Below are 25,270 nucleotides of genomic sequence, written 5' to 3'. Positions count from 1 at the left end.
CGCGGGCATGGCCGCGTCGACCAGGTCCGGCGGACCGCCCACCCCGGCGCGGCGCTGGTCCAAGGCTTTGCGCGCCTCGGCGCTGGCCCTGGCGCGGGCGATGGCGTCGTCGGCATCGTCGAAATAGTGGCGGGCGAAGGCCTGCTCGATACGCTGGTTGAGGCGGGCGCGGCGGGCCGAGCTGCGCTGCTGGCGGGTGATGCTGAGCAGCTCCCGGGTCAGCTCGTAGTGCAGCCGGTCCTCACCGCACAGCTCCCGGAGCAGGGCCATCTCCGCGGCGCCGAGGCTCAGGTTGTCGTCCAGCGGGGTGCCGGGGTAGGGCTCCCCGGTAACCTCTTCGTAGATCCCCGGCAGACGATCCTCCAGCTCATGCTTGTCGATGACCCAGATGCGGCGGATCTCTTGTAGCTCTTCGAGCTTAATCAGCTCCAAGTCACGCACTTCGTCCGGCCCATGCTTGCGAATGTGACACTGTGCTTTTAACAGCATTCGCAGCCAATTCTCCCTGGCCTCCTGCACATAGGGGCCTGGTATCGGTCGCCCTCCTTGCATGATCTGCACCGAACCATTCATACGACGAAAATCTCTCAGGTGGCGATCGGTGTCCGGATTCCCGAGGGCATCTTGCCGGCCACCGCGGAAATCGAGGGCATTGCGGAGATCCAGCAGCGGCAGCATCCATTCCTTCTCAACATCATTCTGGATCATCGCGGTCATCGAACGATCCTGTTCCACCATAGTGCATACCCAGCAGCCAAATCGAGAATCCCCGCAGCTCGGCGTTGAGTCGTCCACCACGAGAGGGCATTCTCCATCTTCTGACGCGCCGGCATACATCTGAAGCAGCTCGCGATTGTCGAAACCCCAAATGTTCGCCTCCTGCATTAAGAAGAACCAAACATCATCATTGGTCCAGCTTTCGATTGGCGTGTAGACCCATGAACCCGGCAACTTCGAGTTGGGGCTCAGGCGATCCCTGACCCGCCCGACTTCATGCTTTTGCATCACTGCCGAGCGCTGGGAACTCTCTGCCTTTCGAGTTCCAAGACAAAGGATAGCTTGTCCGTTCTTAGAAACGATCTTCGAGATAAACCTGTTCGACGGCAAAATCTTCAGCCGCTCTGTGCACCAACGGAACTTATGTCTCGGCGCCGGATACCCCCGCCCGATCAGATTCACCCAAAACCGATCTTGTAGCTCCGGCCACAGCATCCGCGGCTCGATGGGCACGCCTTGGACGTGGGCGGCCTCTTTCATGGTGCGAATGGAGCGCTCGACCCAGGCGGAGACGATGGGGTTTTCCACCAGGGTGTCGGTGCTGATGACGTGGATGGGCTTGCGGCGGCGCTCCGTCGGCAGCTCGGCGATGGCGGACCAGACCAGCTGCAGGGTCGCGGTCGAGTCCTTGCCGCCGGAATAGCCGACGATCCACGGGCTGTCATCGGCGCAGTACAGCTCGCGGACCTCCGCCTGGAGCTGCTCGACGGTAGCGCGAAAGCCCCGTTCGGCGAAGGCGGAGGCCCGCGGCTTGCGCGTCGCCGTCTCCGAGGACAGCAGGTCGAGCTGATTGGGCGTGTTGGGGGCGTTCATTGCTGTGGCGTGCTCCGGCTTGCCGGTGAACTGGATACGGTCATCGTTGCCGCGCCGCTGGCGAGTCCGGCCTTTAGGCCGTCGTCGCAGGCTCAGATTCCGACTTGGCTGGCTTTGCCGTGACGCTTGAAGGTCGGGGAGCAAACCGCACCAGCTTGCGGGTGGTCTCGCGCTGACGGCGCAGGATGTCTTGATAGATGGCAGCGGCATCGTGGTTCAGGGATGCGGCATACTCCTCGCGGAGCCTGTGAACCTCGGCCAGGATGGGGTCTTCGTTCATGCTTCACTCCTCCATCAGCTCGATGGGCGTGCAGATAACCGGCGGCTCGAAGCCGTGGTCGCGACAGACGCGCTCGATGTGCGGGCGCATGGCCGCGTTGGCGATATGGCGGCAATTCCAGGTCAGGATGTAGTTCATGCCATTGACCGCCGCCAGCGCGATATGGAAGGCGTCGACGCTCGCGCTCTCGGGCATAGCACCGTCGGCGATGAGGGCGGCTTGCAAAGATGCGGCCTGGGCATCCGTTCGGAGACTCGGCAGCCCGGCGATCAGGTCGAGTCGACGGCGGGCCGCGTCCGGATTGCCCCGCTCCGCCTCTGCGACGACAAACTCTGACACGACCAAGTCGAATGCGCCGCGTCTCTTGTCCCACCATTCGGCGCTGGCGGCCTGGTTCGCCGCTGCCATCAAGTCCCGCGACGGTCTGGCGGTCAGCACGCTGACGAATGATGTCTCGATGTAGACGGTGGGCCTCGCCATGTCGATTAGGCCTCCGCCTCGACAACACGCGCAGGTTTACGCTTCCGCCCGGAGGATTGGGTGGCGTGCTTGGGTGTGCTCCGCTCGCCACCGCGCAGATAGGCGTCCTCCACGCGCTGCTGGTCATCGTCCAGCGGCAGCCCCAGCGCCTGTTTGATGGCGTTGCACACCAAGACGACGTTGTTGTTGCCCTTGACGACGCGCCCGCTGCTGAGTGCACGGCCCTCCCACAGGGCAGCATTCTTGCGCGACCAGTCCATAGCCCCGACCGCCATTAGGTGCGTTCGCCAGGCGTCCGGCTCTGCCTTGATCAGGGCATTGCCGGCCTTCCCGAGGGCCTGCAAGGCGATGCCGTGGGAGTGGATGTAGTCTTCGCGGACCTCGCTGGCAGCCATTTGGCCAGCAATGACGCGGGTCCATTCCGGAATGATGTCCGCCAGCGCCTCCCAGTAGGCGCGCGCGCGGGCGGCGTCGGCGTCCAGGTCGCCGGTTGCGAGCCCGTCGACGAGGTCCGCGCAGGCGTTGTAAAACGCGGAGAGGGTGAACAGCTTGCGCGAGCGCTTGGCAAGCGACGAATGCTCCATGTCGACGACGTCGCGAAAGGCGGCGGAGTGGGCAACCACCAGCCGCGCCAGTCGCGCCTTGTCGTCGCGATGGTCGTAGAGCAGGCCGAGCGATCGGCTCGGCCGGATGGCGTAGCGGTTGAGGTCCGCGAACATCTGCTGGCAGCGCTCCAGACCGATGTCCAAGAAGAAGACGACGGCGATGGTCTCGGAGGCCAGCTCAGGGCGTTGGTTCAGGGCCTCGATGATGGCGGCACGGCGATGTTGGCCGTCGTTGATGACGAAGCGGGCATCCATCGGCACGTGCAGGATGCCCAGGCGGTCCTGCTCAGGGAGCGGCGCGAAGTGCACCTCGGAGTCGATGGAGACGGTGAGCGCGGAGAAGACGTAGTCGTCCGGGTTGTCCAAGATGTAGTCGCTGATTTCCGGGATGCGGGCGCGGTTCAGCACCCGCTGGGCGCGCAGCTCCGGCGGCAGGTCGTCTTCGTCGAACACCGCGATCTGCCGCAGCATCCGCAACGTCCACTGGGCGACGTAGTATTCCCTGCGTGCCTGCACGCCGCGGATGACGGGGAAGCTGAGGGTCGGTTCTGTGTCCATGGGCCTTGCTCAAGCCGCACTGTGCTCGTCGATGTGCCGTGTAGAGATTCGGTGCGCCTAGGGAGCGACGGGCTACCTAAGACAGCCTCTCAAAACAGGGTGTTACGTCTACTCCTGGCCGCTGTTTGTTAAACCCGAGCTCGCTGTTCGTTATTTTTGCATTTCAACGCTACAGTGTAAACGTAAACCCACACCTCAGCCGGAGTCCTCGGAGCCAAACCATGTCGGCCATCTACCTCGACTGCAACGCCACCACGCCGCTGGAGCCTGCGCTCAGCGAGCTGCTGCTGAACCTGACCGCGGAGGAGTACGGCAATGCCGGCAGCCGAACCCACGCCTTCGGGGCACGGGCGAAGCAGGTCGTTGAGCACGCTCGGGATCAGGTCGCCGCGGTGGTCGGCGCCCGCCGCGATGAGGTCATCTTCACCAGCGGCGCGACCGAGAGCAACAACCTCGCCCTGCTCGGGCTGCGCGAGGCGGCGGAGCAGCAGGGCAGGCGCCACCTCATCACCACCGCCATTGAGCACAAGGCGGTGCTGGAGCCGATGGAGCTGCTGGAGGCGGCGGGCTTCGAGGTGACCCGCCTGGCGGTGGATGCCTCAGGGGCGGTGGACCCGGCGGCGCTGCGCGACGCCTTGCGCCCGGACACCTGGCTGGTCTCCATCATGCAGGTCAACAACGAGACTGGTGTGCGCCAGCCGTTGGCGGAGCTGGCGCGGATCTTGGACGGGCACCCGGCCTACCTGCACACCGACGCCGCCCAAGGCTTCGGCAAGGACCTGGACACACTGCGCGACCCGCGGCTCGACCTGATCAGCATCAGCGGTCACAAGCTGTTCGCACCCAAGGGCGTCGGCGCCCTGGTGGTTCGCCGACGAGGTTACGAGCGCCCGCCCCTGCAACCGCTGATGGTCGGCGGCGGCCAGGAGCGCGGCCTACGCCCCGGCACACTCCCGGTGGCCCTGATCGCCGTACTCGGCGCCGCCGCCGAACTGGCCGTTCGCGATCATGCCGAGCGCATCGCCGTGTGCCGCCAGCAGCGCGAGCACGCGTTAGAGGCGCTGATGCCGCTCAACCCGACGCTGATCGGCGATCAGTCGCGGGTCATGGACCACGTGCTGAGCCTTGCCTTCACCGGCCTGGATTCCGAGGCCCTGATGGTCGCCCTGAAAGACCTGGTCGCGATCTCCAACGGCTCGGCCTGCACTTCGAGCAGCTACACACCGAGCCATGTGCTGCGCGCAATGGGCCTCAGCGACGAGGAGGCGAACCGCTGCGTACGCATCAGTTGGTGCCATCTCAGTCCGTCGGTGGACTGGAAGGCGGTGGCGGACCGCATCAAGACCTTGCTTTAGCCACTGATTCAGTCGAAGTCCGCACAAAATCCGAACATGAAATACATCATCTACTCGAACGCGCGCGGCATTGAATTCGAGGAGCAAGTGGATTCGCTCGAAGACCCTGATATTCTGGAATTTATTGAGGACCACCTTGACGACGAGGTTGCGGAAGCATTAGGCGGTGCGCATCATCCCGTTCTGCAAAAAGCTCAAGGCTTTTTCGAGAACACGGAGGAGATCGACGCCGAGTTGTACGCATATGCCAAGTCCTACTTGCAGCATCATCTCGGCGGCAAGGTCTTCGTCAAGAGGATTGAGGACGACGGCACTGTTGTCTCCAGCCAAGCGATCGATATCGCAAGCAAGGCCATCGATCATCGCCAAGATTGCGAGCAAAGCTGCATTGACGTAGGTGCTGCAATCATCGCAATGCTTCGCAACTTTCTGTGCGCGGGGTCGTGGCAATTTGGCTTGCGTCGCCAGGACGGAACCATTCTTACCGACCCGTCGCAGTGGCCGGTGCCGCTGGCAATGGCAGGCAGCGTCACCTGGCATGAGCGATCAGAACCCCTGGAGCCCATGATCTGGTTTGGTCTTCAGGATGAACAACCGATTGAATGCTGGACACTTGATCGGTCAACAGCGCAATTTGAGCAATCCGCCGTTTATGACCATCCTCAGGCCAAAGAAACCCGTCTTGTGGAGCGCTGGAAGCAGTTCTGGTTTTGCCGGTTCTGGGCGCTTGATTGGAACGCGTTGTTTGGGAACGGAGGTGATACGTACATCTTCTGGATGTTTTTCGAATGCGGCATGGAGGAACCGGTCGATGAATTTCTCGCGGTACGGAAGTCTTGCCCCATCGCGCTGCGGGAGGAAGACTCAAGCGAAGCATTGATCCGGAAAATTGAGACTTTCTTCGTCACAAAGCAGAACGACGTGCGTTGAGCAGTATCCTCCTGTCTTTCACTTTTGGGTACTTTGAACGCCATGTCCGCTTGCGCCCGATGAGGCATGCTGGCAGCGCACCGTCGTCGCCGGGTTGACGGCGCGCCTAGACGAGCTGAGCCTGGACGATCTTCTGGAACGGATCGAGCGGTTGTCGCCGGAGCTGCGCCGGCAACTCCTGAACCGATTGCAAGCGTTGGTCTGAAGGGTAGGTATCGGGTTGCGACACCGACACGTGTAAACGGATGGCCAGTGATCATCTGGTATCTAACACATACTTGGCATTCTCAACATAAGACACGGGGACTGGACCATGACCGTTGCAGAGTTGGCATACGAGCAGATCAAGACACTGACCGAGACCCAGGCTCGGGAGGTACTGGATTTCATCGGTTATCTCAAGGAAAAGACCGATCGAGCGGAATGGGATGATCTGATGGGCGCCCAAGCGGCATCGCTCGCCGCCGTCTGGGACAACCCGGAGGATGAGGTGTGGAATGATCTATAGGCGCGGCGACTTGGCCCTGGTGCCTTTTCCGTTCACCGACCTGTCGTCCGCAAAGCGACGGCCGGTATTGCTGTTGGCCGACCCGGATGGCTACGGCGACTTCCTCGCGGGCGCGGTGACCTCACGTCCGCACCACAGCAACGCCATCTCCATCGGCGATCAGGACATCAGTAGCGGTGCGCTCCCCGCGTCGAGTTGGGTGCGTACCGACGCGGATGACCCGCGTCGGGAGGTCCGGGCTGAGCTCACGGCGGCCTGGGAGTCGGTGGGGCGGTTCGATGGCCCGAGGCGCATCGGCGACAGGCGCCATTGGGAGCAACTGGTGCGCGATCGCCCGATGGTGCTCGGGCGGCAGGCCGGGAAAGCTCGGGCCGGTATTGCAAAGCAGGGCCGTGCCTTGGTGCAGGATCGGGGATTTATAGCTCCGATTCATCGATCGCCGCGAGCTTCATCAGGTGCCGGTGCAGACGGATCTTGAGTGCAGATTTGCCGTGAACGGGCACCGAGATCCGCGTGGGGTAGCCCGGCTTCGCATGGATGTGCTGACTGCTGGTTGTGCGCTTGAGTATCCAGCCATGTTCTTCCAGCAACTGGCAAAGGTGCTTGCCGCTGACGGCTTTCATACCGCGATCTCTAGCACTTGACCGTTCTCATTTACCGTTGCGTCGTCGACATCAACGGCGATACAGCCCTCGACGGTATCGTAGAGATTGGCCAGCAGCTCTTCAAAGCTATCGCCTTGCGTCGCGCAACCAGGAATGGCCGGTACCTCGGCCCAATAGCCGCCTTCTTCTGCCTCGTGGACAATGACCTTGAGTTTCATGGATTCACGCGCTGGTGATGGGTGACAACGATCATTGGGATGGGGCGGAATTCTAGTTTGTCCCGGAGCATCTGCGCAGTGCTGCGGGCATGGCTTAACCCCATCAACCGCAAAGGACACAGACTTCCGCAAGTGTACCCGAGGCCAACGAGTGCAGCTCAAACCCCCAACCCCTGGTGTGCCGGGCAAGTCCGTCGGCAACAAGCGCTATCTCCACGTCGATGCGTTGCCGGGGGCAGCGGACGGCCCGGAGGCGGAAGCGCTGCTCGCGGCGGTCGCCAGGGCCGAGGCCCTGGCCGGTGTGCGCCGGGGCGAGCACTTCAACCTGGTCCGCATCGATGCGGATGGCGCGGAGCTGGCGCTGCTGCATTATCCAGGCCTCGTCGGCGAGCCCTTCCCGGCGCTCGCGCAGAGCTGGCGGGTGGACCTGGCCGCCGGCACCCTGAGCCATCGCACCTACGCGGATTCGCTGAACCCGCCCATCCTGCACCGCAAGGAGCTGCTGCTGGCGGCGGATGACCCGCGGCGGGCCGCTTGGGCCGAGCTGACGGCGGCCTGCGAGTCGGTGGGGCTGTTCGACGACCCGCGGCGCATCGGCTATCGGCGCCAGTGGGAGCAACTGGTGCGTGAGCGCGGCTATCGGCTGGTGGACCATGCGCTGGTGCCCATCGGCAACGACGACGCCACTGACGAGGCCGCGGATCGGGAGCAAGAGCCTGCGACCGGTCCGGCCGGCTGGTCGGCGGCGCGGCATCGCACGGCGCTGAGCCGCTACGGCTTCTCGGCCCCGGTGCAAAGCCTGGCCCGCAACGGGCTCCTGGATGGCTCCCACAGCCTGTTCGACTACGGCTGCGGGCGCGGGGACGATCTGCGGGGCTTGCGGGAGAACGGCATCGAGGCGCAGGGCTGGGACCCGTACTTCGCGCCGGACGAGCCGGTGGTGGCCGCGGATATCGTGAATCTCGGCTTCGTCATCAACGTCATCGAGGACTTCGACGAGCGGCTGGAGGCGCTGACCCGCGCCTGGTCGCTGGCGCGCACCCTGATGGTGGTGTCGGTGATGCTGTCGAACCAGAACGATCCGCGCGGCGAGCGCTTTCGCGATGGCGTGATGACCCGGCGCGGCACCTTCCAGAAGTATTACACCCAGGCGGAGATCAAGGCGTTCCTGGAGGAGGTGCTGGACGAGGAGGCGATCCCCATCGCCCCCGGCGTGCATTACATCTTCCGCGACAAGGACGCCGAGCAGCGGCTGCTGGTGAACCGCTACCGCGGCCGGCGCAACCTGCTGCGACTGCCGCCGAGACCGGCTGCCGAGCGCCTGGAACGCCCGAGGCGCGACCGTACGCAGGAGAAGTACCAGGCACATCAGGAGATATTGGAGCGCCTATGGGCGCTACGCCTGGACGCGGGCCGCGACCCGGACAAGACCGAGACCCCGGACCAACTGGCGCTCACCGAGGCCTTCGGCTCCGTGCCGAAGGCGCTGCGCTTCATCGCCGCGCGCAAGGCCGACGAGCTGGGGCAGGGCGCAGTCAAGGCCGCCCTGGAGCGCTCCTTCGATGCGCGGCGCGATGACCTGCTGGTGTACTTCGCGCTGGACCAATTCGGCCGCCGCAAGCCCCACAAGCACCTGGAGCCGGGGCTGAAGCGCGACATCAAGGCCTTCTTCGGCGACTATGCCACCGCCCGCGCCCAGGGCTTGGCGCAGCTGATGCGGATCGCCGACGTCGACGCCATTGAACAGGCCTGCCTCAGGGCCGCGGAGCACGGCCTGGGCTGGCTTGATCAGCGCGATGCCGAGGCCGATGCGCCCGACCGACGGGAGGCACTCGATGGCGAACCTGGCGACGGCGCGCGAGGCGACTCGCGCCCGTACGCACGCTCGCTCACCCTGAGCGCCGCCCTGGTCGAGCGCCTGCCCGCGCTGCTGCGGACCTACATCGGCGCCGCCTCAGCCGCCTACGGCGACACCCAGAACGCCGACCTGCTCAAGATCCACATCACCAGCGGCAAGCTCACCCTCATGCGCTTCGACGACTTCCAGGGCCAGCCGCTGCCGCGGATGCTGGAGCGGGTGAAGATCAAGCTGCGCGAGCAGGATGTCGAGCTCTATGCCTACGGCGGCGACTACCCGGCGCCGTATCTGTACTGGAAGTCCCGCTTCCTCAACGAAGAAGACCCGAGCTACCCGGACCAGCTCGCTTTCGACGAGGCCCTGGACGGCCTTGGCCTGTTCGACCTGTCCGGATTCGGACCATCGCCGGAAGCGCTGGACGCGACCTTGCGCCGGCACCGCTGGACCATCGACGGCTTCAGCCTTCGGCGCGGGCGCTGGACGCCCGCCCTGGATGACCCCTGCGGGCGGTTCCTCAGCTATGGCGACCTGATTGCCTGCGGTGAGACCCAAGCGGCCACCGGCATCGCCAACCTGCCGGAGCAGATCGAGAGCTACGACGCCCTGCTGGCGCTGGCCGAGCAGGTGCTCGACCCCGTGATCGACTGGTTCGGCATGATCCGGCTCAGCTACGGCTTCTGCTCACCGGCGTTGGCCCGCGCCATCCGCGAGCGCCAGGGCGGCCCCATCGATCCGAAGCGGGATCAGCATGCCGCACACGAGCGCAATCGCCTGGGCAACCCCGTCTGCCCGCGCTTGGGGGCCGCGGTGGACTTCTTGATCGAGGACGAGGACATGCTGGAGGTCGCGCGCTGGGTGGCCGCCAACACGCCCTTCGACCGGCTCTATTGCTATGGTGCGGACCGGCCGATCCACGTCAGCCACGGACCAGAGCACAGCCGGCAGATCGTATTGATGCGCAATGGGCCGAACGGGCGGCTGGTGCCGAGGGTGATCGACCTGGAGGCGTTTTTGGCCGATTCGATTACTTTGAAGTGGTTCAAAAACAACTGAAACGGAGGAGCGGTAGCGCGGATAAGCGAAGCGCACCCACCGCAAGCCCGGACGCGGATGCGCTACGCCCAATTGCTGATCAAGGTCCGCCCTACCGTGTTCACTGAGGAGTCACCGGTAACCCAGCGGCGTCCTTCTCGGCTCACCGTCCTGCCGCGCACAATGTCGTGATGGGAGAAACCGTGTCGTGGCGTTGGGGCGAGGGGCCATAACCGATCCAGACTGAGGCATCCACAAGCGTCATCAATCAGTCCGCATGGCGCCCAGAGCGCCGTTCCATGGGGAGCGAGGAAGAAGCCGGCTCACCGCCGCGCCTGATGGTGTCCGCCAACCCGGGTCGCATACCGCCGCAGCCTTTGGCGGCTCCCGGCCGAACTCCGCGCGACGCCGAGTGAAACTCGGCGCCCCCAGGCGATGGCTCCCTGCCGCGAGGCCCTCACCCTTCGGCCCTGCGGGCGCCAGGCGCCCCTGCGCGTCTGCATCGTCTCAACCCCCCCAAGCGAGCGCGCCATTGCGCCCGTCACAGCACCCCCTGGGGGCGCCGAGCTCCACTCGGCGCGAGCTGGCGCGCTTTCTAAGGATAAGCCGCGCCTGAGCGACCGCGCCTGTTTGATACGTCGTAACCGCTCTAATTCGTGGCGTCGTTCGGACACGGTTCTCCTGACCATCCACGCATTCTTCTACGGTCGTAACCCCCTCTAATTCGGGGCGTCGTTCGGACGCAGCACTGCGACAAGGCTGCTTTCGGCAAGCAGTCGTAACCCCCTCTAATTCGGGGCGTCGTTCGGACCACTGACGGACGCACGGATGCGGGACGTGCCAGAGTCGTAACCCCCTCTAATTCGGGGCGTCGTTCGGACCCTGCAACAGTGATCTACCTCGCGTGGAATGAGCGTCGTAACCCCCTCTAATTCGGGGCGTCGTTCGGACCGGCGTTTCTTGACATGGTGTCATTCGAGGTTTGTCGTAACCCCCTCTAATTCGGGGCGTCGTTCGGACATCGTAATTGGGTACGACACGGACGGCAAGATGACGTCGTAACCCCCTCTAATTCGGGGCGTCGTTCGGACTCTGCATTGCGTACCTGTGTGCAGGTGAGGTGCGTCGTAACCCCCTCTAATTCGGGGCGTCGTTCGGACCCGAGCAGATGTTGCACGCGCTATTCTTCGCGAGTCGTAACCCCCTCTAATTCGGGGCGTCGTTCGGACAAATCGCCGAAGGTGAGGTATGGTGCGTAACAAGGTCGTAACCCCCTCTAATTCGGGGCGTCGTTCGGACAGGACCGCCGACCGAGATGAACCTCCTCGAGGTGTCGTAACCCCCTCTAATTCGGGGCGTCGTTCGGACGGAAGACGTGGCGATGGCCATCAATAACCGTCGTCGTAACCCCCTCTAATTCGGGGCGTCGTTCGGACGGCACCTCTGGCCGCGCTTCATATCACGGCGTGGTCGTAACCCCCTCTAATTCGGGGCGTCGTTCGGACTGGAGATCGGTGCTGCCTACGGGTTCCGATTCATGTCGTAACCCCCTCTAATTCGGGGCGTCGTTCGGACCCGGTGACACCGAGCAGATGCCGAAGAACTCCGGGTCGTAACCCCCTCTAATTCGGGGCGTCGTTCGGACACGACAACGCTACACAATAGCCGCCTGAGACTTGTCGTAACCCCCTCTAATTCGGGGCGTCGTTCGGACGCTGGTGATCTCGTGATGTTCGCCGGCCTTAGCGCGTCGTAACCCCCTCTAATTCGGGGCGTCGTTCGGACTGGAGCAGGAGAAAGATGTTCTTGCTCGCGAGGTCGTAACCCCCTCTAATTCGGGGCGTCGTTCGGACCAACCGGCCGACCAACTACCTCAAAATTCACTTGTCGTAACCCCCTCTAATTCGGGGCGTCGTTCGGACCAACCATTAGGACACTTGCACCATGACCAACGGGTCGTAACCCCCTCTAATTCGGGGCGTCGTTCGGACCAGTATTTACCGCAAAGGTCGTTCTACATGTGGAGTCGTAACCCCCTCTAATTCGGGGCGTCGTTCGGACGTGCGGAGACGTCAAGATACGTCTTCCGCGCCGTCGTAACCCCCTCTAATTCGGGGCGTCGTTCGGACGCTTCGATGTGTCTCGCTCCACCGCATGGTGGGGTCGTAACCCCCTCTAATTCGGGGCGTCGTTCGGACACTGTAAATTTTGCCAGAAGAATGCTCCTCACAAGTCGTAACCCCCTCTAATTCGGGGCGTCGTTCGGACTACGAAAGCCGTCAATCTGGTTCGGCACAGTCTTGTCGTAACCCCCTCTAATTCGGGGCGTCGTTCGGACACGCCGTCAGGATTTTTGAAGTATATTCTGCCCAAGTCGTAACCCCCTCTAATTCGGGGCGTCGTTCGGACCCAACTGCGCCAAACACAAGCTGCGATTGCGCGTGTCGTAACCCCCTCTAATTCGGGGCGTCGTTCGGACCACGGGAGACCCGTCATGCCCATCCACGACCACATGTCGTAACCCCCTCTAATTCGGGGCGTCGTTCGGACAAAACACCCTGATCATGTACATCGGAATTCCTGGGTCGTAACCCCCTCTAATTCGGGGCGTCGTTCGGACCTGGAGGGTGGAGCAAAATCATCGTCATGCAAGAGTCGTAACCCCCTCTAATTCGGGGCGTCGTTCGGACGTTATTTCATAAAAAGGAAAAAGTTGTGCTGAAGTCGTAACCCCCTCTAATTCGGGGCGTCGTTCGGACCCTGTTCCTTCGGGATTCGTCTCGCCGATCAATGGCTTGGGGTGTCTCATTTTCGACACGGTTTGGGTGCCGCAGAGTTAGCTTGCAGGGTGGCGATTTTGACTGCACAAATGGACAGTGGATCAGGCCCGCCGCGGGTGCTGTGTTGTCGGCGCCGGGCTTTGCCGTGCGGGGATGGCGCTGGGCGGTCGCTCACCGGTTGTTTCGGCGTCCGCGTCGGTAAAGATCAGCGCGTTTCTGCTGTTTCGGGCGGCGGTTGTTCGGCGCACGCGCATTGCGGTTGCCTGCGTCTTGCTGGGTTTGGGGGTGTTGGCGGTCGGTCTGGCCCTGCTTGCCGTTGCCGTCTTTATGGGGCGGTCCGGAGCCGGGTGTGCCGGCGCTGTCCGGCTCGTCTCCGGACGGCGCCGGTGCCCGCAGCGTCGGCAGGGGGCGGTCGGGCAAGACCGGATGCATGCACTGCGGCGCGCTGGCCTGGTCGTTGTGCACGAACCATTGGTAGGTCTTGTGCTCGGAGTATCTGAGGGATTGGTCATTCTTCGAGTTGGGCGCCGACACGTCATAGGCCGGGAGCTGCTGCGCAAGCAGCGGGTAGAGCACCCATGTGTCCGTGAGCAGGGCGCCTGGGTTGCCGATGTGGCGGAGCTGGCGCAGGGTTTCGGCGTCGATGAGGCGCCCGTGGGGGTCGGTCAGGGGGTCGGCGGGCAGGATGTCGGCGAGGGGGCGCCAGCCGCCCTGTTGCGGCGGCTGGAGGCCCGGATGCAGCCGCGCCGGCAAGTCGGGCGGGCGCGCCGGTTCCTCGCAGTACCAGCGGCGGCCGTCGCGGCAGGCATCAGTGCCATAGCGCTCGCCATGGTCGGTGAGCATGACGGCGGCGATGTCCACCGCGGCGGCGCCGAGCCCGAGGGGCTTGCCGAGCCCGAGGCCATGGCGGAAGCCCTGACCAGGGGCGAGCGCGGTGCAGAGCAGCGTCAGCTCGTCGTCGCGCAGGTTATCGAATTCCACCCGGAACCAGAGCTCAGCGCCCGCCTTCATGGGCCGGCAGATGATCTTTTGCTTGGCAGTAGTTTTCTTGTTCCCGGTGTCGCGGGAGCGCCAGAACTCGGCATGGGTCTGCGCCTTGGGGTGCGGCACGTAGCGCTTGCGCCCGTTGATGCGATGGTGCTGCGGATGCAGATCGCGCTTGTGCACGGGCTTGCCCGGCTTGTTCCTGGGGTGAAAGTAGAGCATGGGGCTCGGCGGCTTCGGCGTGGAGAGGATGCGCAGGACGTGATCCTCCTGATAGCAGGGCACGGCGCCAGGCGTGGGAGCCAGGGCGTCATAGAAGCGCACGCGGGAGGCCAAGGCCGCGGCCTGCTCGCCCTGCTTTTCCGCCTCGACAACGCCGAAGAGGGCTTCTGCGGGTGTGAGGCCGGTGCGCTCGGCATTGGGGCTGCCCCAGGGCAGCAGGTCCTGCCCCGCGCCCGGGGCATCCGCGTCGGTGCCGGGCGGGTCGGTGACGAAGTCGAACAGCGTGCCGGGGACCTCCTGTCGCCAGACCTTGGAGAAGCTGAGCTCGGCGACCTCCGCGCCGTCGGCGGTGGTGGCGAACCAGACGCTCCAGCCGTCGTTGCCGGGCGACGGCGGCCGCCAAGCGTTCGGCTTGGTGTGGTCCGCGTGCTTCTGTGCGTGCTCGCGCACCTGCCACGGCGCGCTCTGCTTGTGGACCTCCTTCTTGCGCACGCGCTCCACCCAAAGGCGCGAGAGGCGTTGCATGGCGGCGAGCTGAACCCGGGGGGCTTGGCCGTTGCCTGGATGCGGCGTGACCCGCCAGTCATCGCCGCACCCGTACAGCTTGCCCTTGTGCCAGCTTGGATCATCGCCCGCGGATTGAGCTTGCACCTCGTCGTAGTCCTTGCGCACCGAGTAATACCTGTCTTCCAGCACCCGCAGCGCGGACTGGCTGATGGCCTCGGCGATGCTGGCGATCATGCCGCGCAGGCTGTTGCCGGGGATGGCGCGCTCGCAGCCGCGCATGTAGGGCTCGGCGCGCTTGGACTCGTTCTTGCCGCCGTGCTGGCGGGCACCGACAAAGGCCGGCGTCTTCAGCTCAAGCCGGCAGTCGATGTGGCCGCTGTGGTGGCCCGTGAGCCAGAGGTCGTGCCGGGTGGGCACGGGGGCGCCGCCGTCGGTGTCTTGGCTGCGCGCGGCGTCCCAGGCCAGGGTCCGCACGGGTGCGCCGTTCACCAGGCCCGTCGCGGGCAGGAAGACGTAGGGTGGGTGGAAGAACTTGCCGCGTGGGGGTGTCTCAGCGGCCGGGAGCGACCCGGGGGTGATCGGCTCGAGGTCTGATACTGCGGCGGCCGGCGGCGCGTCTGTGCCCGGCGCTGTCTCGGTGTCGGACGTCGCTGGCGCAGGAGCCTTGGGTGCGGGCGCCGGGTCGGTCTGCGCGGCAGCGGCCGTGTCCAGTGCCGCCTGCGGCGGCAGGGCGTCCAGCGTCTCGTGCAGCGCCCGGCAGAGGGCGGCGAGCCAGTCTGTCGGGTCCGCAGGCGCTGCACCGGCCGCGACCCACAGTGCTTCGGGGGACTGCGCCAACCGCAGCGTGCCATAGCCCTTGGCCTTGCCCCAGCCGACGCGCAGCTCGCCGTCGGCGGCGTCCTGGGCCAGCAGCCAGAGCAGGCCCTTCCACCAGTCGCCGGCGGGCGGCGGGCCTTCCAGGTGGCGCAGCCGGTGCGTCTCCAGCAGCACCTCGGTGCTGTAGCTGCCGTCGCTGCGGGCCTTGGCGCGGAACAGCGCGCCCTCGCCGTGACTACCCTTGACGGCGCCGCTGAAGCGGTCAATGGCGATAAAGCGCTGGTCGTGCTCAGCGGTGTCACCGTTGTCCACGGCGTCCGCGAGCCAGAGGGCGCCGCGACGGCTCTCGCTGCCGAACAGGCGTTGCGCGAGGCGCTGCGCCGCCTGTCGCGCAGGACCCGGTGCGGCGTCGAAATGCCGGTGCGCCATCGTGGCAAGGATACGCTCAGCGCGGGCGCGCAGGGCGCCCACCAGGCTCTTGCCGGGGATAATGGCCGTGCCGTCCGGGCGGCGGCTGTGCTCCAGCTGCGGCGGATGCTCCTTGTCTTCGTCCTCAGCGGCAGCGGACTTGGCAGCGGCCCCGGCCTCCGCCGCGGCAGCCGGCTGTTGCGCATTGGTCTGCCGGTCGGGCTTGCGCCGGTAGCCGGGCTCGTTCACCAGCACGGGGCCATCGGCGAGGATCTGGAGCGACAGGCGCAGCGGACGCGGGTCCGTGTCCGGCGCGACGGCGGTGGCAGCGCCCGGGTCCAGGTCTGCAAGGCGGCGGAAGGGCAGCTCAGCGCCATCCGCCGTCAGCCAGTCGGCGAGGCCCGCGGGGGTGATCACTTGCACGTCCTCCGCGCCTTCGTCCCAGCGCACCCGCCCCCAGCCCTTGCCGGCCTTGCTGCCGATGGCGGCGGCGAGGGTGCCGTCCAGGCGTCGCAGCAGGCCGAGCAGTTTTTGCAGCTGCTCGCGGGTGAGGCCGTCCGCTTCCAGCTCCACGCGGAAGGCGCTGCCGGCGGGCACGATCTCGTGGCTGTAGAGCAAGCGGTGGCTCGCGGTGCCGGTGCGGGCGTCGATGGCGATGCCCTGGACGGCGGCGGTGTGGCGAGCCGCGCACCAGAAGGGCGGTGGCTCCGCCCCAGTGGACGCCGCCGGCAGGGTGCAGAGGGGGGCGTCGCAGCAGCGCAGCCTGCCGGCGAAGCCGCCGACATCCGGGTCGGCGCCCCTGGTGCCTGCGCCGGGCTCGGGAGCGGCCTCGACGTAGCCGAACAGGCACCGCACCAGCGGGTCCAGTGGCCGCGCGCCCGGCTGGTCCAGGTCGGGCAGGTCCAGCAGCCGGCGCAGGGCGCCGCGCAGGGTGCTGCCGGGGATGTAGGGCAGCTCCGCGGGGTCGGCGCCGTTGTCACGGCGCGCCCCAGCATCCCCTTCGTTGTCGTCATCGTTGTCATGACCGCACGCGCTGACGCAATCGCCCGCAGCAGCGTCGCGGCGATCATAGCCGCTGGCTGCGCCGTCGCCGCAGTCGCCGGCATCCTCCCTGCCGGAACCGTCCGCGTGCCCAGCAGAGCCATCGACGCTCCCAGCCAACTCCACGCCCTCATCGGTGCGGGCAGCATCCGCATTGGGGGGCGAGCCCAGGTAGCCACGGGCGACGCCGTGGTAGGTTGAGGGGCGGGACTCGGCGGCGTCTTCGCCGGCGGCCTTGGGCTGCTTCAGCGCCGGCGGCTCGCGATGCGCGGGCAGGCCGGCGTCGGTGCGCGCCTGCCAGGACTGGGGCTCACCGCCGTCGCCGATGTGCAGCTGGCTGACGCACAGCAGGCGCCCGCGGATGCGCACGCGGGGGTAGGCTTCGGCGGCGTCGCCGCACGGGCTCGCTTGCGCTGGAGGGACTTCGGTGGCGTCGGTCATGGCTGCTCCGTCTCTGCAAAGACACCAGTGGCCGGTGGCGGCGCGTCCAGGTGCAGGCTGCTGTTCAGGGCCACCTCGCCGCAGCCGTTCTCGCGCAGCCAGGGGTTCTGGCGCCACGCGGGCGGCGCCGCCTGCGCACCGCCGAGCAGCGGCAGCCCGCGGGGTGGAATGCCGCGGTCGAGCCACTCCGCCAGGCATTGCCGGGCCTGCGCGTGCCGGCCGGCGGCGGCCTGGAGCACGAACACGCTGCCGGGCTCGGTGAGGAGCACGGGCTGGTAGGGCTCGGCGCGGCGGCGCGCGTCGTGCCACCAGTAGTTGCCGCCGCCGAAGGCCTCGGTGGCGAAATGGTCCTGAAGCGCCAGGCTGCCGCCGGAGAGGTCATGAAAGGCTGCGGCATAGGCTTGGGCCAGGGCCGCCCCGCCGTTGACGCACGGGATGGCCAGCCCGCGCGGCAGCAGCAGGGCCCGGGATTGCAGGCTCAGCACGCAGCGGCCGTCGTCCAGCAGCAACCGGTCGTGCACGCCGGTGCCGCGCAGGCGCCAGGGCGCCGCCGCCGCCTCCACGGCGGCGAAGACCCTGGTCTTGCCGAGGGGGCCGAGGCCGGGCTTCAGCAGCGACTCCAGCAGGTCCAGCAGGGGCACGCGATCCGCGGCGGCGACATCGGGGATGCTCAGGTTGGCGAGCCAGAGGCAGCCGTCCGGCACCACGGTTTCCATAGAGAAGAGCAGGCCGCCGTCGGCGGCGCGGTTGAAGCGCACGGTGCCGCGCTCGGGGTCGATGGCGTTGCGCACCACCAGCGCCCGCTCGGGCGGTGGGTCCGGCCAGCCGCAGCGGCTCCGGGCACGGCGCCGCTCGGGCGCCTTCCAGTCGGGGGCGAAGCGCGGCGCCGGGTCCTGCTTCAGCGCGCTTGCCGGGTGCAGGGCGAAGTCCGCCAACTGTGCGTGGCTGGTCGCGCCCACCACGGCGAGGCTCGCCGGGACGGCCAGTGGGCGCTGCTCGCCTTGCGCGGGCAGGGCCTGGGTGATGCGCATGCTGTCGAAGTAGCGCGCGCGCAGCCGGCCCGCCGGCCACACCGCCGCCAGCGCGGCCTTGAGTGCGGCGCCGGGGATGGCGTCGGCGCTGCGGAAACGGTTGCCGAGGCTGCCCTTGGGCCCCGGCAGCGGAAAGCAGAACGGCGCCTCCGGCAGCAGCTTGAGGCCGACGGCAAAGGGGGCGCTGGCGGCCCCCTCCGGCACAGCGCGCAGCGCGGCCGGGAGGATGCTCGGTGCCGCCGGGCGGCCCGCGGCCGGGGCGGGTGTATGGGCGCAGGCGACCGCCACCTGCGCCCCGAGCACCCGGCCGAAGCCGACGCCCTTGTGCGCCCCCACCGCCGGCAGCCAGGCGAAGCCCTTCTCCAGCAGGCGGCGGAGCCGGCGGAGATGGTCGGCATCGACCTCCCGGTGGGCGTCCGTCGTTGCGCCGGCGGCGGCATCGGCATCGGCATCGGCGGGCAGGCGCAGCTCCACCCAGCCCGTAAAGCGCACGCGCTGCCCGGGGGCGAACAGGCTCTCGATGAGCACCAGCCCGCCGCCGGTGACGGCGCCGGTGTCCGGCTCCACACGGATGCGGTGGCGGAAGCCCGCGCGGGCGTCGGCGGGGTCGGCGATGAAGTGCTCCGCGAAGCGCAGTGGGGCGCGCGGCAGGCGATAGGCGTCCGGCTCCTTGTCGGGCTTCAGCGCGCTCTCGACGTCGCCGCCCAGGTACTGTTGCACCAGGCTCGGCGCCACGCCGATGTCGCCCCAGGCGTGGCGCAGCATGCCGCGCAGCAGCGTGCCCGGCAGGGCGGGCCGGCCGTGGCGGTCGCGCAGCGCCAGGGCGTCGATGCCGAGGCCGCCGGTGGCGACGGCGCGGCTCAGCACCGGCCCCTGCACGTCCAGTGTGACGGTGAAGCGGTGACGGGTCATGCGCCGCCTTCCGCGCGTGCGGGCCGGCGCGGGCCGAGGTAGTCCCAGAGCTCCGCCAGGTGCACCCAGCGCCAGGCATCCGTCTGCCGCTCCTGCGGGAAGAGCCGCTTGAGCGTGGCCGTGAGCTGTGTCAGGTCGCGCTCGGCGTCGTCGCCGGCGGCGGCGACGCGGCGCTCCAGGTCCGCCATCAGCGCTCCGGCGGCGTCGGCCGGCGCCGCGCAGTCGTCGCCGCGGGCGATGCGCAGGGCGCCCTCGTGCAGGGGGCCGTGGGGGATGCGACCGGCGTCGCGCAGCCGGGCCAGCTCGGCGATGCAGGCGGCGGCCTCGGGCAGCGGCGACAGGGGGCGGCGCTCGCTGCTCAGGTGGCGATAGCGGCGCCTGAAATAGGTCGCCGGCGGCTCGGCGGGGAAGTCGATGGACTCCAGGATCAGGTATTCGAACAGGTTGTGGTCACGGCCGCCGTGCGGGGCCGCCTTGACGCCCTGCTCGGCGAGGTCGCGGGCGAGCTGGGTCATGCGGTCGATGGGGGTCTTGCGGTCGCAGAAGATGAGCGCACCGGCATGGGTGAGGTGTTTGGGAGGCGGGGGCTTGCCGGAGGGCGCGCACGCCTGCGGGTCCTGCCAGGTCCAGTCGGCCATGGCGCGGTAGGTGCAGAACAGGGCGTCGAGCCCGAGCCAGGCGGGCACCACGAACAGCAGCTCGTCGCCGCCCCAGAGCAGCAGCTCGAAGCGCAGGCGCGGCTCCGTGTCGGGCTGGTCCGGGGGCCGGTAGAAGGCGTCGTCATTGCCGGCCAGGTGATTCAGCAGCCGGCGCAGCAGCAGTTTGCGTGCCGCGCGGAGCTGGTCGTCGAACGCCTTCAGCGACGCCCGGCTGTGGCAGCCGGCTTGCAGCTTGCCGAAATCATTGCCGTCGAAGTAGAGCACCGCGAGCTTGTGCTGGAGCCGACGGTCGTGGAAGCGACCGGCGAGGGTCTCGAAATCCTCGGTGTACTGGAGGTCGAGCCCGGTGGTGTCGTTGAGAAAGCCCTGTTTCTGCTCCCGACCATAGGCATAGCGGTGGTGCACGGAGGCGCTGAGCCAGGCCGAGCGCGCATCGCCGTCGGCGCCCGGCTTGCGCGGCTGCTCGACGGCGGCCGGGCGCAGGTCGTCCCAGGCGCAGGGGCATGGGCCGGGCTCGGCGACCAGCACCGGCGTCGGCTGGCGGAGCTGGCGCAGGCGCTGCCGGGCGATGAGCCGCTCCCGGGCCTTGCGGAAATCGGCGGGGTCGTCGCCCAAGGGCTCGCTGTCGACGACGCAGTTGTGGTGGGGGTAATGGCTGCCGAGCTGTTCGGCGACGCTGTCCACCACGCGTGCCGCGAGGGCCGCCCGGCCGGCGGGCAGCGCAAAGCGGTAAAGGCCGACGGAGGCGCCGAGGGAGATGGACTCCAGCGCCACGTCGAGGGGGCCGGCGTCGCTGTCGATGCGGACCGGGAGGGGCCGGGTGCCGGCGGGGTCGCGCAGTTGCACGGCGTGCAGCGCAAGCAGGCCGCCGCCGCGGATAACGCTCAGCTGGTCGGTGTCGGCCAGCACCTGGTCCAGGTTAATGGCCTCGATGCGCAGCAGATGTGCCGTCATGGGCAGGTCTCCTCAGCGGCGCCGGCGGCCGCGGTGACGGTCGGCGTGGCCGGGGCGCTTCACCAGCCAGACAATGACGGCAAAAGCGAGCACGCCGGCTGCGGCGACGAAGTTCCAGTTGGCCCGCAGGAAAGCCCCCAGCTCCAGGGCGCGGAGCTTGGTACGCACCAGGTGGTAGGTCTCGAGGGCGTTCAGGGTGTCCGCGGTGTGGGCTGGGATCTGAAGCAGGGCGAGCAGCAGCGCCGCGAGGGCGAGCGGTGGTCCCCAGCGGCCGAGCGCCGTGGCGAGCCGCGTCTGGTGGTGGGATTCGTCGTCCCGCACGCGGTCGCGGAGCTGGCCGATGCTGTCGTGGGAGCGCTCGATCTTGTCCTTTACCAGCTCGTATTTCGCGTCGAGCCCGAAGGCGCGGGTCATGAGCCGGTGGGTCTCCAGGCCCTGGGTCTGGGCCGTGACGGTGCGGAACCAGTGGTCGTTGGTGAAGCGGATGAAGCGCTGCTGGAAGCCGGCGAGCTGGGCCGCGACTGCGTCCAGCGGCTCGGGCTCGGTGACGGGCGCCGGCTCCAGCCCGCCCAGGTTGTGGGTGATGCGGGTGATGCAGCGGTCCAGCCAGGTGAGCGTCAGGTCGTGGCAGAGCACCAGCAGGAGCAGGCGGCCGTGGATGTCGGGTACGTGTAGCCGGGCCACGGGGCCTGCGAAGTAGTCGCCGACGCCGAGCGCCGCCTGTGAGTATTGGGTGGAGCCGTAGAGGCTGCCGAGCCCGGCCCAGCGCCGATTGACGCATGCGGCGAGCTGCGCGCGCGTGAAGTCGCGGTCGTAGGCATAGCCACCCTGGGAGGCGACGCCGTCCGCGGCTTGGTCCACGAACAACGCCAGGCTGAACAGCCGCTCCAGGGCGTCGCGTGCGGCAGGGTCTGCGGACGGCGGTGGTCCGGCAAGGGCGTAGGCGACGTTCACCACCATGCGGTCGTCGCGGATCTGAAGGAGGCGCCTGTGCTGCTCCGAGGACGGGGACGAGAAGTCCCAGCCCGTGAGCCGGGTCAGCAGGTGCAGCAGTACCGGCGACAGGGCCTCGCGATGGAATTCGGGGTCGGCGTCGCCGAGCCGCAGACGCACGCGCTGGATCTTCTTCTCCAGACCCTGCTGGGCGAAGGCTGGGCGCAGCAGGCGTGCGCCTTTGGTGAAGGTGAGCCAGCGCTCGGCCTGGAGCCGCTCCGGGTTCGGCGCGCGGCAGGTCTGGTGGTCCTGGTCGAGGGTGTCCCAGCCTTGCCCCGGCGCCGACACCGGCGCGGACCGCCAGCCGAGCAGCGGATGCCACCAGTCCGCACCGGTGCCGGCGAAGCAGCGGGCCTGCCGGGCCTCGGCATCCGCAAAGCCCACCCGCACGGCGAGCACATGCAGGCCGTTGGTGTAGCCGAACAGAGAGATGTCCTGCACGGCGGCGGTGATCTCGTCGATGCCGTGGTGCGGTGCTGCGCGCGGGTCGGCGTCGAACAAGACCTTCAGCTCGGCGCCCCGGACCGCATCCTGCGGCAGGCGCCAGTGGCGGATGCCGTCGTGGTGGGACTGGTCGCCGTGGTCGGCCTCCGCGCGGGCTTCGTCGGCGGTGTCGAAGACCCGGGCCTGAAGCGCCGGCAGAAAATAGAGGATGGCCTGGGCCTCGGCGAGCTGCTCGCCCGTGACGCCATCCGGCACGACCTTCTCGTGCGGTGCGAATTGCAGCCGCGACAGCCGGCACGCGAGCGCGCGGTGGTTATCGCTGTGGTCCGCCGCATCGATGACGTCCCGCAGCCGCATCGCCGCCTGCGCGCCGCCGGCGATGCGGTGCCGCTCGATCGGTGCCGGCGGTGTCAGGCTCGCCGGTGGGGACTGCTCGGGGCGCAGCAGCTCGTCGTCGAGATACAGGTCCAGCGGCAGGTAGAAGGTACAGCTGTACTCCCGCAGCGGGCGGCCGGTGACCAGCACCACCTGCAGCAGGCGCGAGATCAGGGCGTCCACCTGTGCGGCGTCGGTGCCGGCGGCGGGCTGCGCCCACAGCCGAACGCGGTGGCGGCCAGCGGTCAGGCAGAGGTCGAAGGCCGGGCTCAGCGCCGGGTCGGCGAGCAGCCGGGCGAGCCAAGGCAGATGCTCGCGACCGCCGAGATATTCGATGGCGCCGGTGTTGGCGGGGCCCGCCTCGCCGCCGCGCTGGTGCAGCAGCAGCACGGGCCGCAGTTGCACGGGCTGGTGGCGGCACTGCGCCCACGCATAGTCGCCCGGGTTCGCGGCGGCCGGGCAGTTGTCGGTGTGCTGTCCCGTGTCGCCGAGTGTATCCGTGGGGAGCTGGAGCAGGCGGATCAGCTCGGCAACGTCGGGCTTGCTCAATGGGGCCGGGGACGCGGCTTCGATGACCGCGAGGGTGAGGTCATCCAGCTCATGGCGTATGACGAGCGGGCCGTCGGCGGCGATGATTTGGCGGTGCGGCCGGGTCGGCGCGAGCCGCATCGCGGCATGCGGGGCGACACCCTTGGCCGAGAGCCCGGCCCAGCCATCGCGTTGCCAGGCCTCGATGTGGAGGGCGTCGGCGAGCTGATCGGCCTGCGGGTCTGCCCTGGCCCAGCCCACCAGCTGCTCCAGTAAGGTGTCACCGGGCAGGGCGGCGATCTCTTGCGCGCTCGCATCGCCGCCGTAGACCCGGTTGCCCGCGCGCTCGGCGGCATAGCCCGCGTCCCGCAGCCGGGCGAGGGCCGCGGTGCAGCGCAGTGCTGCGATCAGGATGCGTGCGGCCTTGGGGTGCTGCCCGGCGAGCGCCAGGGCTTGTTGCGGCGGCAGGGCGTCGCCGGGCTCCAGGTCCGGGTATCCGTCCCGGCTCAGGTCCGGGATTGTGAGGCCGGGCTCATGGAAAGCCTCGCCCACTGCGTCTCGGATTGCGTCCCGTGTCTCCCGCGGGGCCAGCAGCAACATGTGTCCCATGTGCGTCTCCCGTGTCTCCGTTCGGCGCACCGGCGGCGCCTTGGCGGCTCGCCCCGGCGTCTGCATCCGGGCACGACAGGGCTAGGTTACTCCGCCGCAATACGGTATGCACCAAGGCCGAAGCTGGTGTTCTTGCCGATGTGCAGGTACTGGCCGAGCCAGATGAGCGGCCACAGGTCCGCCAGTGCGCCATTCGGCAGCCGGAACCGGCCCATGAGGCCGCCGAGCTTCATGTGCTGCTGTTGGCGTGAGGACCAGCGGGTCCAGTCGTGCCAGGTGAGCGCGGTGGTTGCGGGCGGCAGGGCGCGGATTCGCTCACGCTGGGCGTCCCAGAGCCTGCCTGGCTGTCCCTGACCGAACTGGGCCTCCAAGCGCTCCAGACGCCGGCAGAGGTGATACAGAAATTCGGCGGCGGTGAAGTCCGCCGGCGTCACCCAGTCGCCCCGGCGCTTGATGCGCAGCGGTGTCAGCAGCGCGATGTCGGCGGCGGCGGGGGGCTCCGGGATGGGTACGGCGGCGGGCTCCAGCAGCGTGCAGTCGTCGGCACCGGGGTGCCAGATGGGCCGCCAGGCATCGGTGCCGAGCGCGGTCTCCTGCGCCACCTGCGTGAGCACGAAGCGCCCGCGCCCGCGGCCGATGCCAAGCGCGCCGGCGCGCTGGAAGGCATAGATCCAGTAGGGCAGCCAGTCGATGCTGTCGCCGATGATGGTGAGGCACAGTGCAAGGGGCTCTCCCGGCGCCAGGGTCCGGTCGCCCGGCGGCGGCGTCAGCACGAAGGGCGGGCTGTTGTCCGCGTAGCGCGGCTCGGCGGGGTCGGTACGCGCGCCCTGCTCGAAGAAGCGATAGAAGGCGCAGAAGCCGGTGATGAGACAGCCCTCGCAGGTGGGCTGTCGCGGCACGCAGACGCTTTGGCGCAGCGCCGTCGCCAGTACACCGCGCCACATGGAGCCGGTGTAGGGCGGCAGCTCGACGGCGGTGGTGGCGGTGACGCTGAAGCGAAACCGCGCCACGGGTGGAAAGTAGAGGTCGTCCATCCCTGCCTCGTGTTGGGGTCGTGCTGCTCAGGGGCCGGGACGCTATTGAACACGCCGCAAGGGCCGCTTGGCGAGCCCGATTCGACCCCTGTCTGCGCGCCTGACGGGACGGCGGACCTTCACACCGGCGCACAGAACGGCGGATCGGTCCATGTGGTGCCCGTGAACGATGGGAGTGATCTACGGTGTCGCCCTGTTCGTCGTGTGGATGCCCCGCGGCGCAGCGGGCGACCAGTCTCAACTCATTTCAGCTCGTAAGGCAGCAGCTCATGAGCAAAAAGCTTGGTCGCAGCGCTACCGAAAAGGGCGCTGACGGCAACACCGACTGGGACGGACTTCGCCCCCAGCCAGAGTCGGCCGTCCTGCTCACCGAAGACGCCCCGGAGACGTCTCCGGAAGACTGGGCGGACGCGCTGGCTCATCAGGGCTTGCCGGTGCCGACACCCAAGACACAGCTCGCGCTCGGCGTCGATGACGACGTTCTGGCCTTGATCGTAACTTCGACCACCCGGG

Annotated in this window: 15 protein-coding genes and 1 CRISPR repeat array; of the genes, 4 read left to right on the top strand and 11 right to left on the bottom strand. The window is 67.8% G+C overall.

Annotated features, from left to right (window positions below; translation table 11 throughout):
- The 4 genes from dndC to dndB form a co-directional block, all read right to left on the bottom strand.
- Positions 1–1,590 (bottom strand): DNA phosphorothioation system sulfurtransferase DndC (gene dndC / locus QZ607_RS11995; protein WP_295882875.1); only part of this gene is annotated, 1,590 nt, incomplete at its 3' end.
- 73 nt (positions 1,591–1,663) lie between these two features.
- A complete protein-coding gene (locus tag QZ607_RS11990) occupies positions 1,664–1,870 on the bottom strand; it encodes a hypothetical protein (protein WP_295882874.1) in 207 nt (68 codons plus the stop codon).
- 3 nt (positions 1,871–1,873) lie between these two features.
- Complete coding sequence (locus tag QZ607_RS11985) at positions 1,874–2,350, bottom strand: type II toxin-antitoxin system VapC family toxin (RefSeq protein ID WP_295882873.1); 477 nt, start codon at positions 2,348–2,350, stop codon at positions 1,874–1,876.
- 5 nt (positions 2,351–2,355) lie between these two features.
- Positions 2,356–3,513, bottom strand: coding sequence for a DNA sulfur modification protein DndB (gene dndB / locus QZ607_RS11980; RefSeq protein WP_295882872.1), 1,158 nt, complete (start codon positions 3,511–3,513; stop codon positions 2,356–2,358).
- 221 nt (positions 3,514–3,734) lie between these two features.
- Here dndB and dndA point away from each other — a divergent pair, with 221 nt between their 5' ends.
- The 3 genes from dndA (at position 3,735) to QZ607_RS11965 (ending at position 6,306) form a co-directional block, all read left to right on the top strand.
- Entirely contained in the window at positions 3,735–4,868 is a 1,134-nt protein-coding gene (gene dndA / locus QZ607_RS11975) for a cysteine desulfurase DndA (RefSeq protein WP_295882871.1), read from the top strand.
- Positions 4,869–4,904: 36 nt separating this feature from the next.
- Positions 4,905–5,798, top strand: coding sequence for a hypothetical protein (locus QZ607_RS11970; RefSeq protein ID WP_295882870.1), 894 nt, complete (start codon positions 4,905–4,907; stop codon positions 5,796–5,798).
- Between the two features lie 313 nt (positions 5,799–6,111).
- Positions 6,112–6,306 carry a hypothetical protein gene (locus tag QZ607_RS11965; RefSeq protein WP_295882869.1) on the top strand — a complete coding sequence of 65 codons (195 nt, stop codon included), beginning with the start codon at positions 6,112–6,114 and terminating at the stop codon, positions 6,304–6,306.
- 416 nt (positions 6,307–6,722) lie between these two features.
- On the opposite strand, the gene QZ607_RS11960 is transcribed toward QZ607_RS11965, so the two are convergent.
- On the bottom strand, positions 6,723–6,929 hold the full coding sequence (locus QZ607_RS11960) for a type II toxin-antitoxin system HicA family toxin (protein ID WP_295882868.1): 207 nt from the start codon (positions 6,927–6,929) through the stop codon (positions 6,723–6,725).
- Positions 6,926–7,129 carry a type II toxin-antitoxin system HicB family antitoxin gene (locus QZ607_RS11955; protein ID WP_295882867.1) on the bottom strand — a complete coding sequence of 68 codons (204 nt, stop codon included), beginning with the start codon at positions 7,127–7,129 and terminating at the stop codon, positions 6,926–6,928. Before QZ607_RS11955 ends, QZ607_RS11960 begins: the two co-directional genes overlap by 4 nt.
- Positions 7,130–7,280: 151 nt before the next feature.
- Between QZ607_RS11955 and QZ607_RS11950 the strand changes: the two genes are divergently transcribed.
- Complete coding sequence (locus QZ607_RS11950; RefSeq protein ID WP_295882866.1) at positions 7,281–10,040, top strand: DNA phosphorothioation-associated putative methyltransferase; 2,760 nt, start codon at positions 7,281–7,283, stop codon at positions 10,038–10,040.
- 615 nt (positions 10,041–10,655) lie between these two features.
- A CRISPR array of direct repeats spans positions 10,656–12,778; the repeat unit is 36 nt; unit sequence GTCGTAACCCCCTCTAATTCGGGGCGTCGTTCGGAC.
- Between the two features lie 192 nt (positions 12,779–12,970).
- Here the strand turns inward: QZ607_RS11950 and QZ607_RS11945 are convergent.
- From QZ607_RS11945 to cas6, 5 genes are all read right to left on the bottom strand, one after another.
- Positions 12,971–17,218 carry an RAMP superfamily CRISPR-associated protein gene (locus QZ607_RS11945; protein WP_295882865.1) on the bottom strand — a complete coding sequence of 1,416 codons (4,248 nt, stop codon included), beginning with the start codon at positions 17,216–17,218 and terminating at the stop codon, positions 12,971–12,973.
- Complete coding sequence (locus QZ607_RS11940; protein WP_295882864.1) at positions 17,215–19,161, bottom strand: hypothetical protein; 1,947 nt, start codon at positions 19,159–19,161, stop codon at positions 17,215–17,217. The genes QZ607_RS11945 and QZ607_RS11940 overlap by 4 nt, the downstream gene beginning before the upstream one ends.
- Positions 19,158–20,774: a hypothetical protein gene (locus QZ607_RS11935; RefSeq protein WP_295882863.1), complete on the bottom strand. Its 1,617-nt coding sequence runs from the start codon at positions 20,772–20,774 to the stop codon at positions 19,158–19,160. The genes QZ607_RS11940 and QZ607_RS11935 overlap by 4 nt, the downstream gene beginning before the upstream one ends.
- A gap of 12 nt (positions 20,775–20,786) precedes the next feature.
- Positions 20,787–23,723 (bottom strand): hypothetical protein, encoded by a 2,937-nt coding sequence (locus QZ607_RS11930; RefSeq protein WP_295882862.1) that lies wholly within the window; start codon positions 23,721–23,723, stop codon positions 20,787–20,789.
- An 86-nt stretch (positions 23,724–23,809) separates the two neighbouring features.
- Positions 23,810–24,757, bottom strand: a complete 948-nt coding sequence (gene cas6, locus QZ607_RS11925) for a CRISPR system precrRNA processing endoribonuclease RAMP protein Cas6 (protein WP_295882861.1) — start codon at positions 24,755–24,757, stop codon at positions 23,810–23,812.
- Positions 24,758–25,270 lie beyond the last annotated feature (513 nt).

This window comes from uncultured Thiohalocapsa sp., assembly GCF_913063425.1.
In the GTDB taxonomy this organism is placed as follows: domain Bacteria; phylum Pseudomonadota; class Gammaproteobacteria; order Chromatiales; family Chromatiaceae; genus Thiohalocapsa.
The sequence above is the reverse complement of the archived record's forward strand: the minus strand, read 5'-3'. Positions and strand labels throughout refer to the sequence as shown.

What these genes read in the sequence shown, in the direction of transcription:
- QZ607_RS11990 (WP_295882874.1), bottom strand. Translation starts at nt 1,870, where the DNA reads ATGAACGAAGACCCCATCCTGGCCGAGGTTCACAGGCTCCGCGAGGAG.
- QZ607_RS11985 (WP_295882873.1), bottom strand. Translation starts at nt 2,350, where the DNA reads ATGGCGAGGCCCACCGTCTACATCGAGACATCATTCGTCAGCGTGCTG.
- dndB (WP_295882872.1), bottom strand. Translation starts at nt 3,513, where the DNA reads ATGGACACAGAACCGACCCTCAGCTTCCCCGTCATCCGCGGCGTGCAG.
- dndA (WP_295882871.1), top strand. Translation starts at nt 3,735, where the DNA reads ATGTCGGCCATCTACCTCGACTGCAACGCCACCACGCCGCTGGAGCCT.
- QZ607_RS11970 (WP_295882870.1), top strand. Translation starts at nt 4,905, where the DNA reads ATGAAATACATCATCTACTCGAACGCGCGCGGCATTGAATTCGAGGAG.
- QZ607_RS11965 (WP_295882869.1), top strand. Translation starts at nt 6,112, where the DNA reads ATGACCGTTGCAGAGTTGGCATACGAGCAGATCAAGACACTGACCGAG.
- QZ607_RS11960 (WP_295882868.1), bottom strand. Translation starts at nt 6,929, where the DNA reads ATGAAAGCCGTCAGCGGCAAGCACCTTTGCCAGTTGCTGGAAGAACAT.
- QZ607_RS11955 (WP_295882867.1), bottom strand. Translation starts at nt 7,129, where the DNA reads ATGAAACTCAAGGTCATTGTCCACGAGGCAGAAGAAGGCGGCTATTGG.
- QZ607_RS11945 (WP_295882865.1), bottom strand. Translation starts at nt 17,218, where the DNA reads ATGACCGACGCCACCGAAGTCCCTCCAGCGCAAGCGAGCCCGTGCGGC.
- QZ607_RS11940 (WP_295882864.1), bottom strand. Translation starts at nt 19,161, where the DNA reads ATGACCCGTCACCGCTTCACCGTCACACTGGACGTGCAGGGGCCGGTG.
- QZ607_RS11935 (WP_295882863.1), bottom strand. Translation starts at nt 20,774, where the DNA reads ATGACGGCACATCTGCTGCGCATCGAGGCCATTAACCTGGACCAGGTG.
- QZ607_RS11930 (WP_295882862.1), bottom strand. Translation starts at nt 23,723, where the DNA reads ATGGGACACATGTTGCTGCTGGCCCCGCGGGAGACACGGGACGCAATC.
- cas6 (WP_295882861.1), bottom strand. Translation starts at nt 24,757, where the DNA reads ATGGACGACCTCTACTTTCCACCCGTGGCGCGGTTTCGCTTCAGCGTC.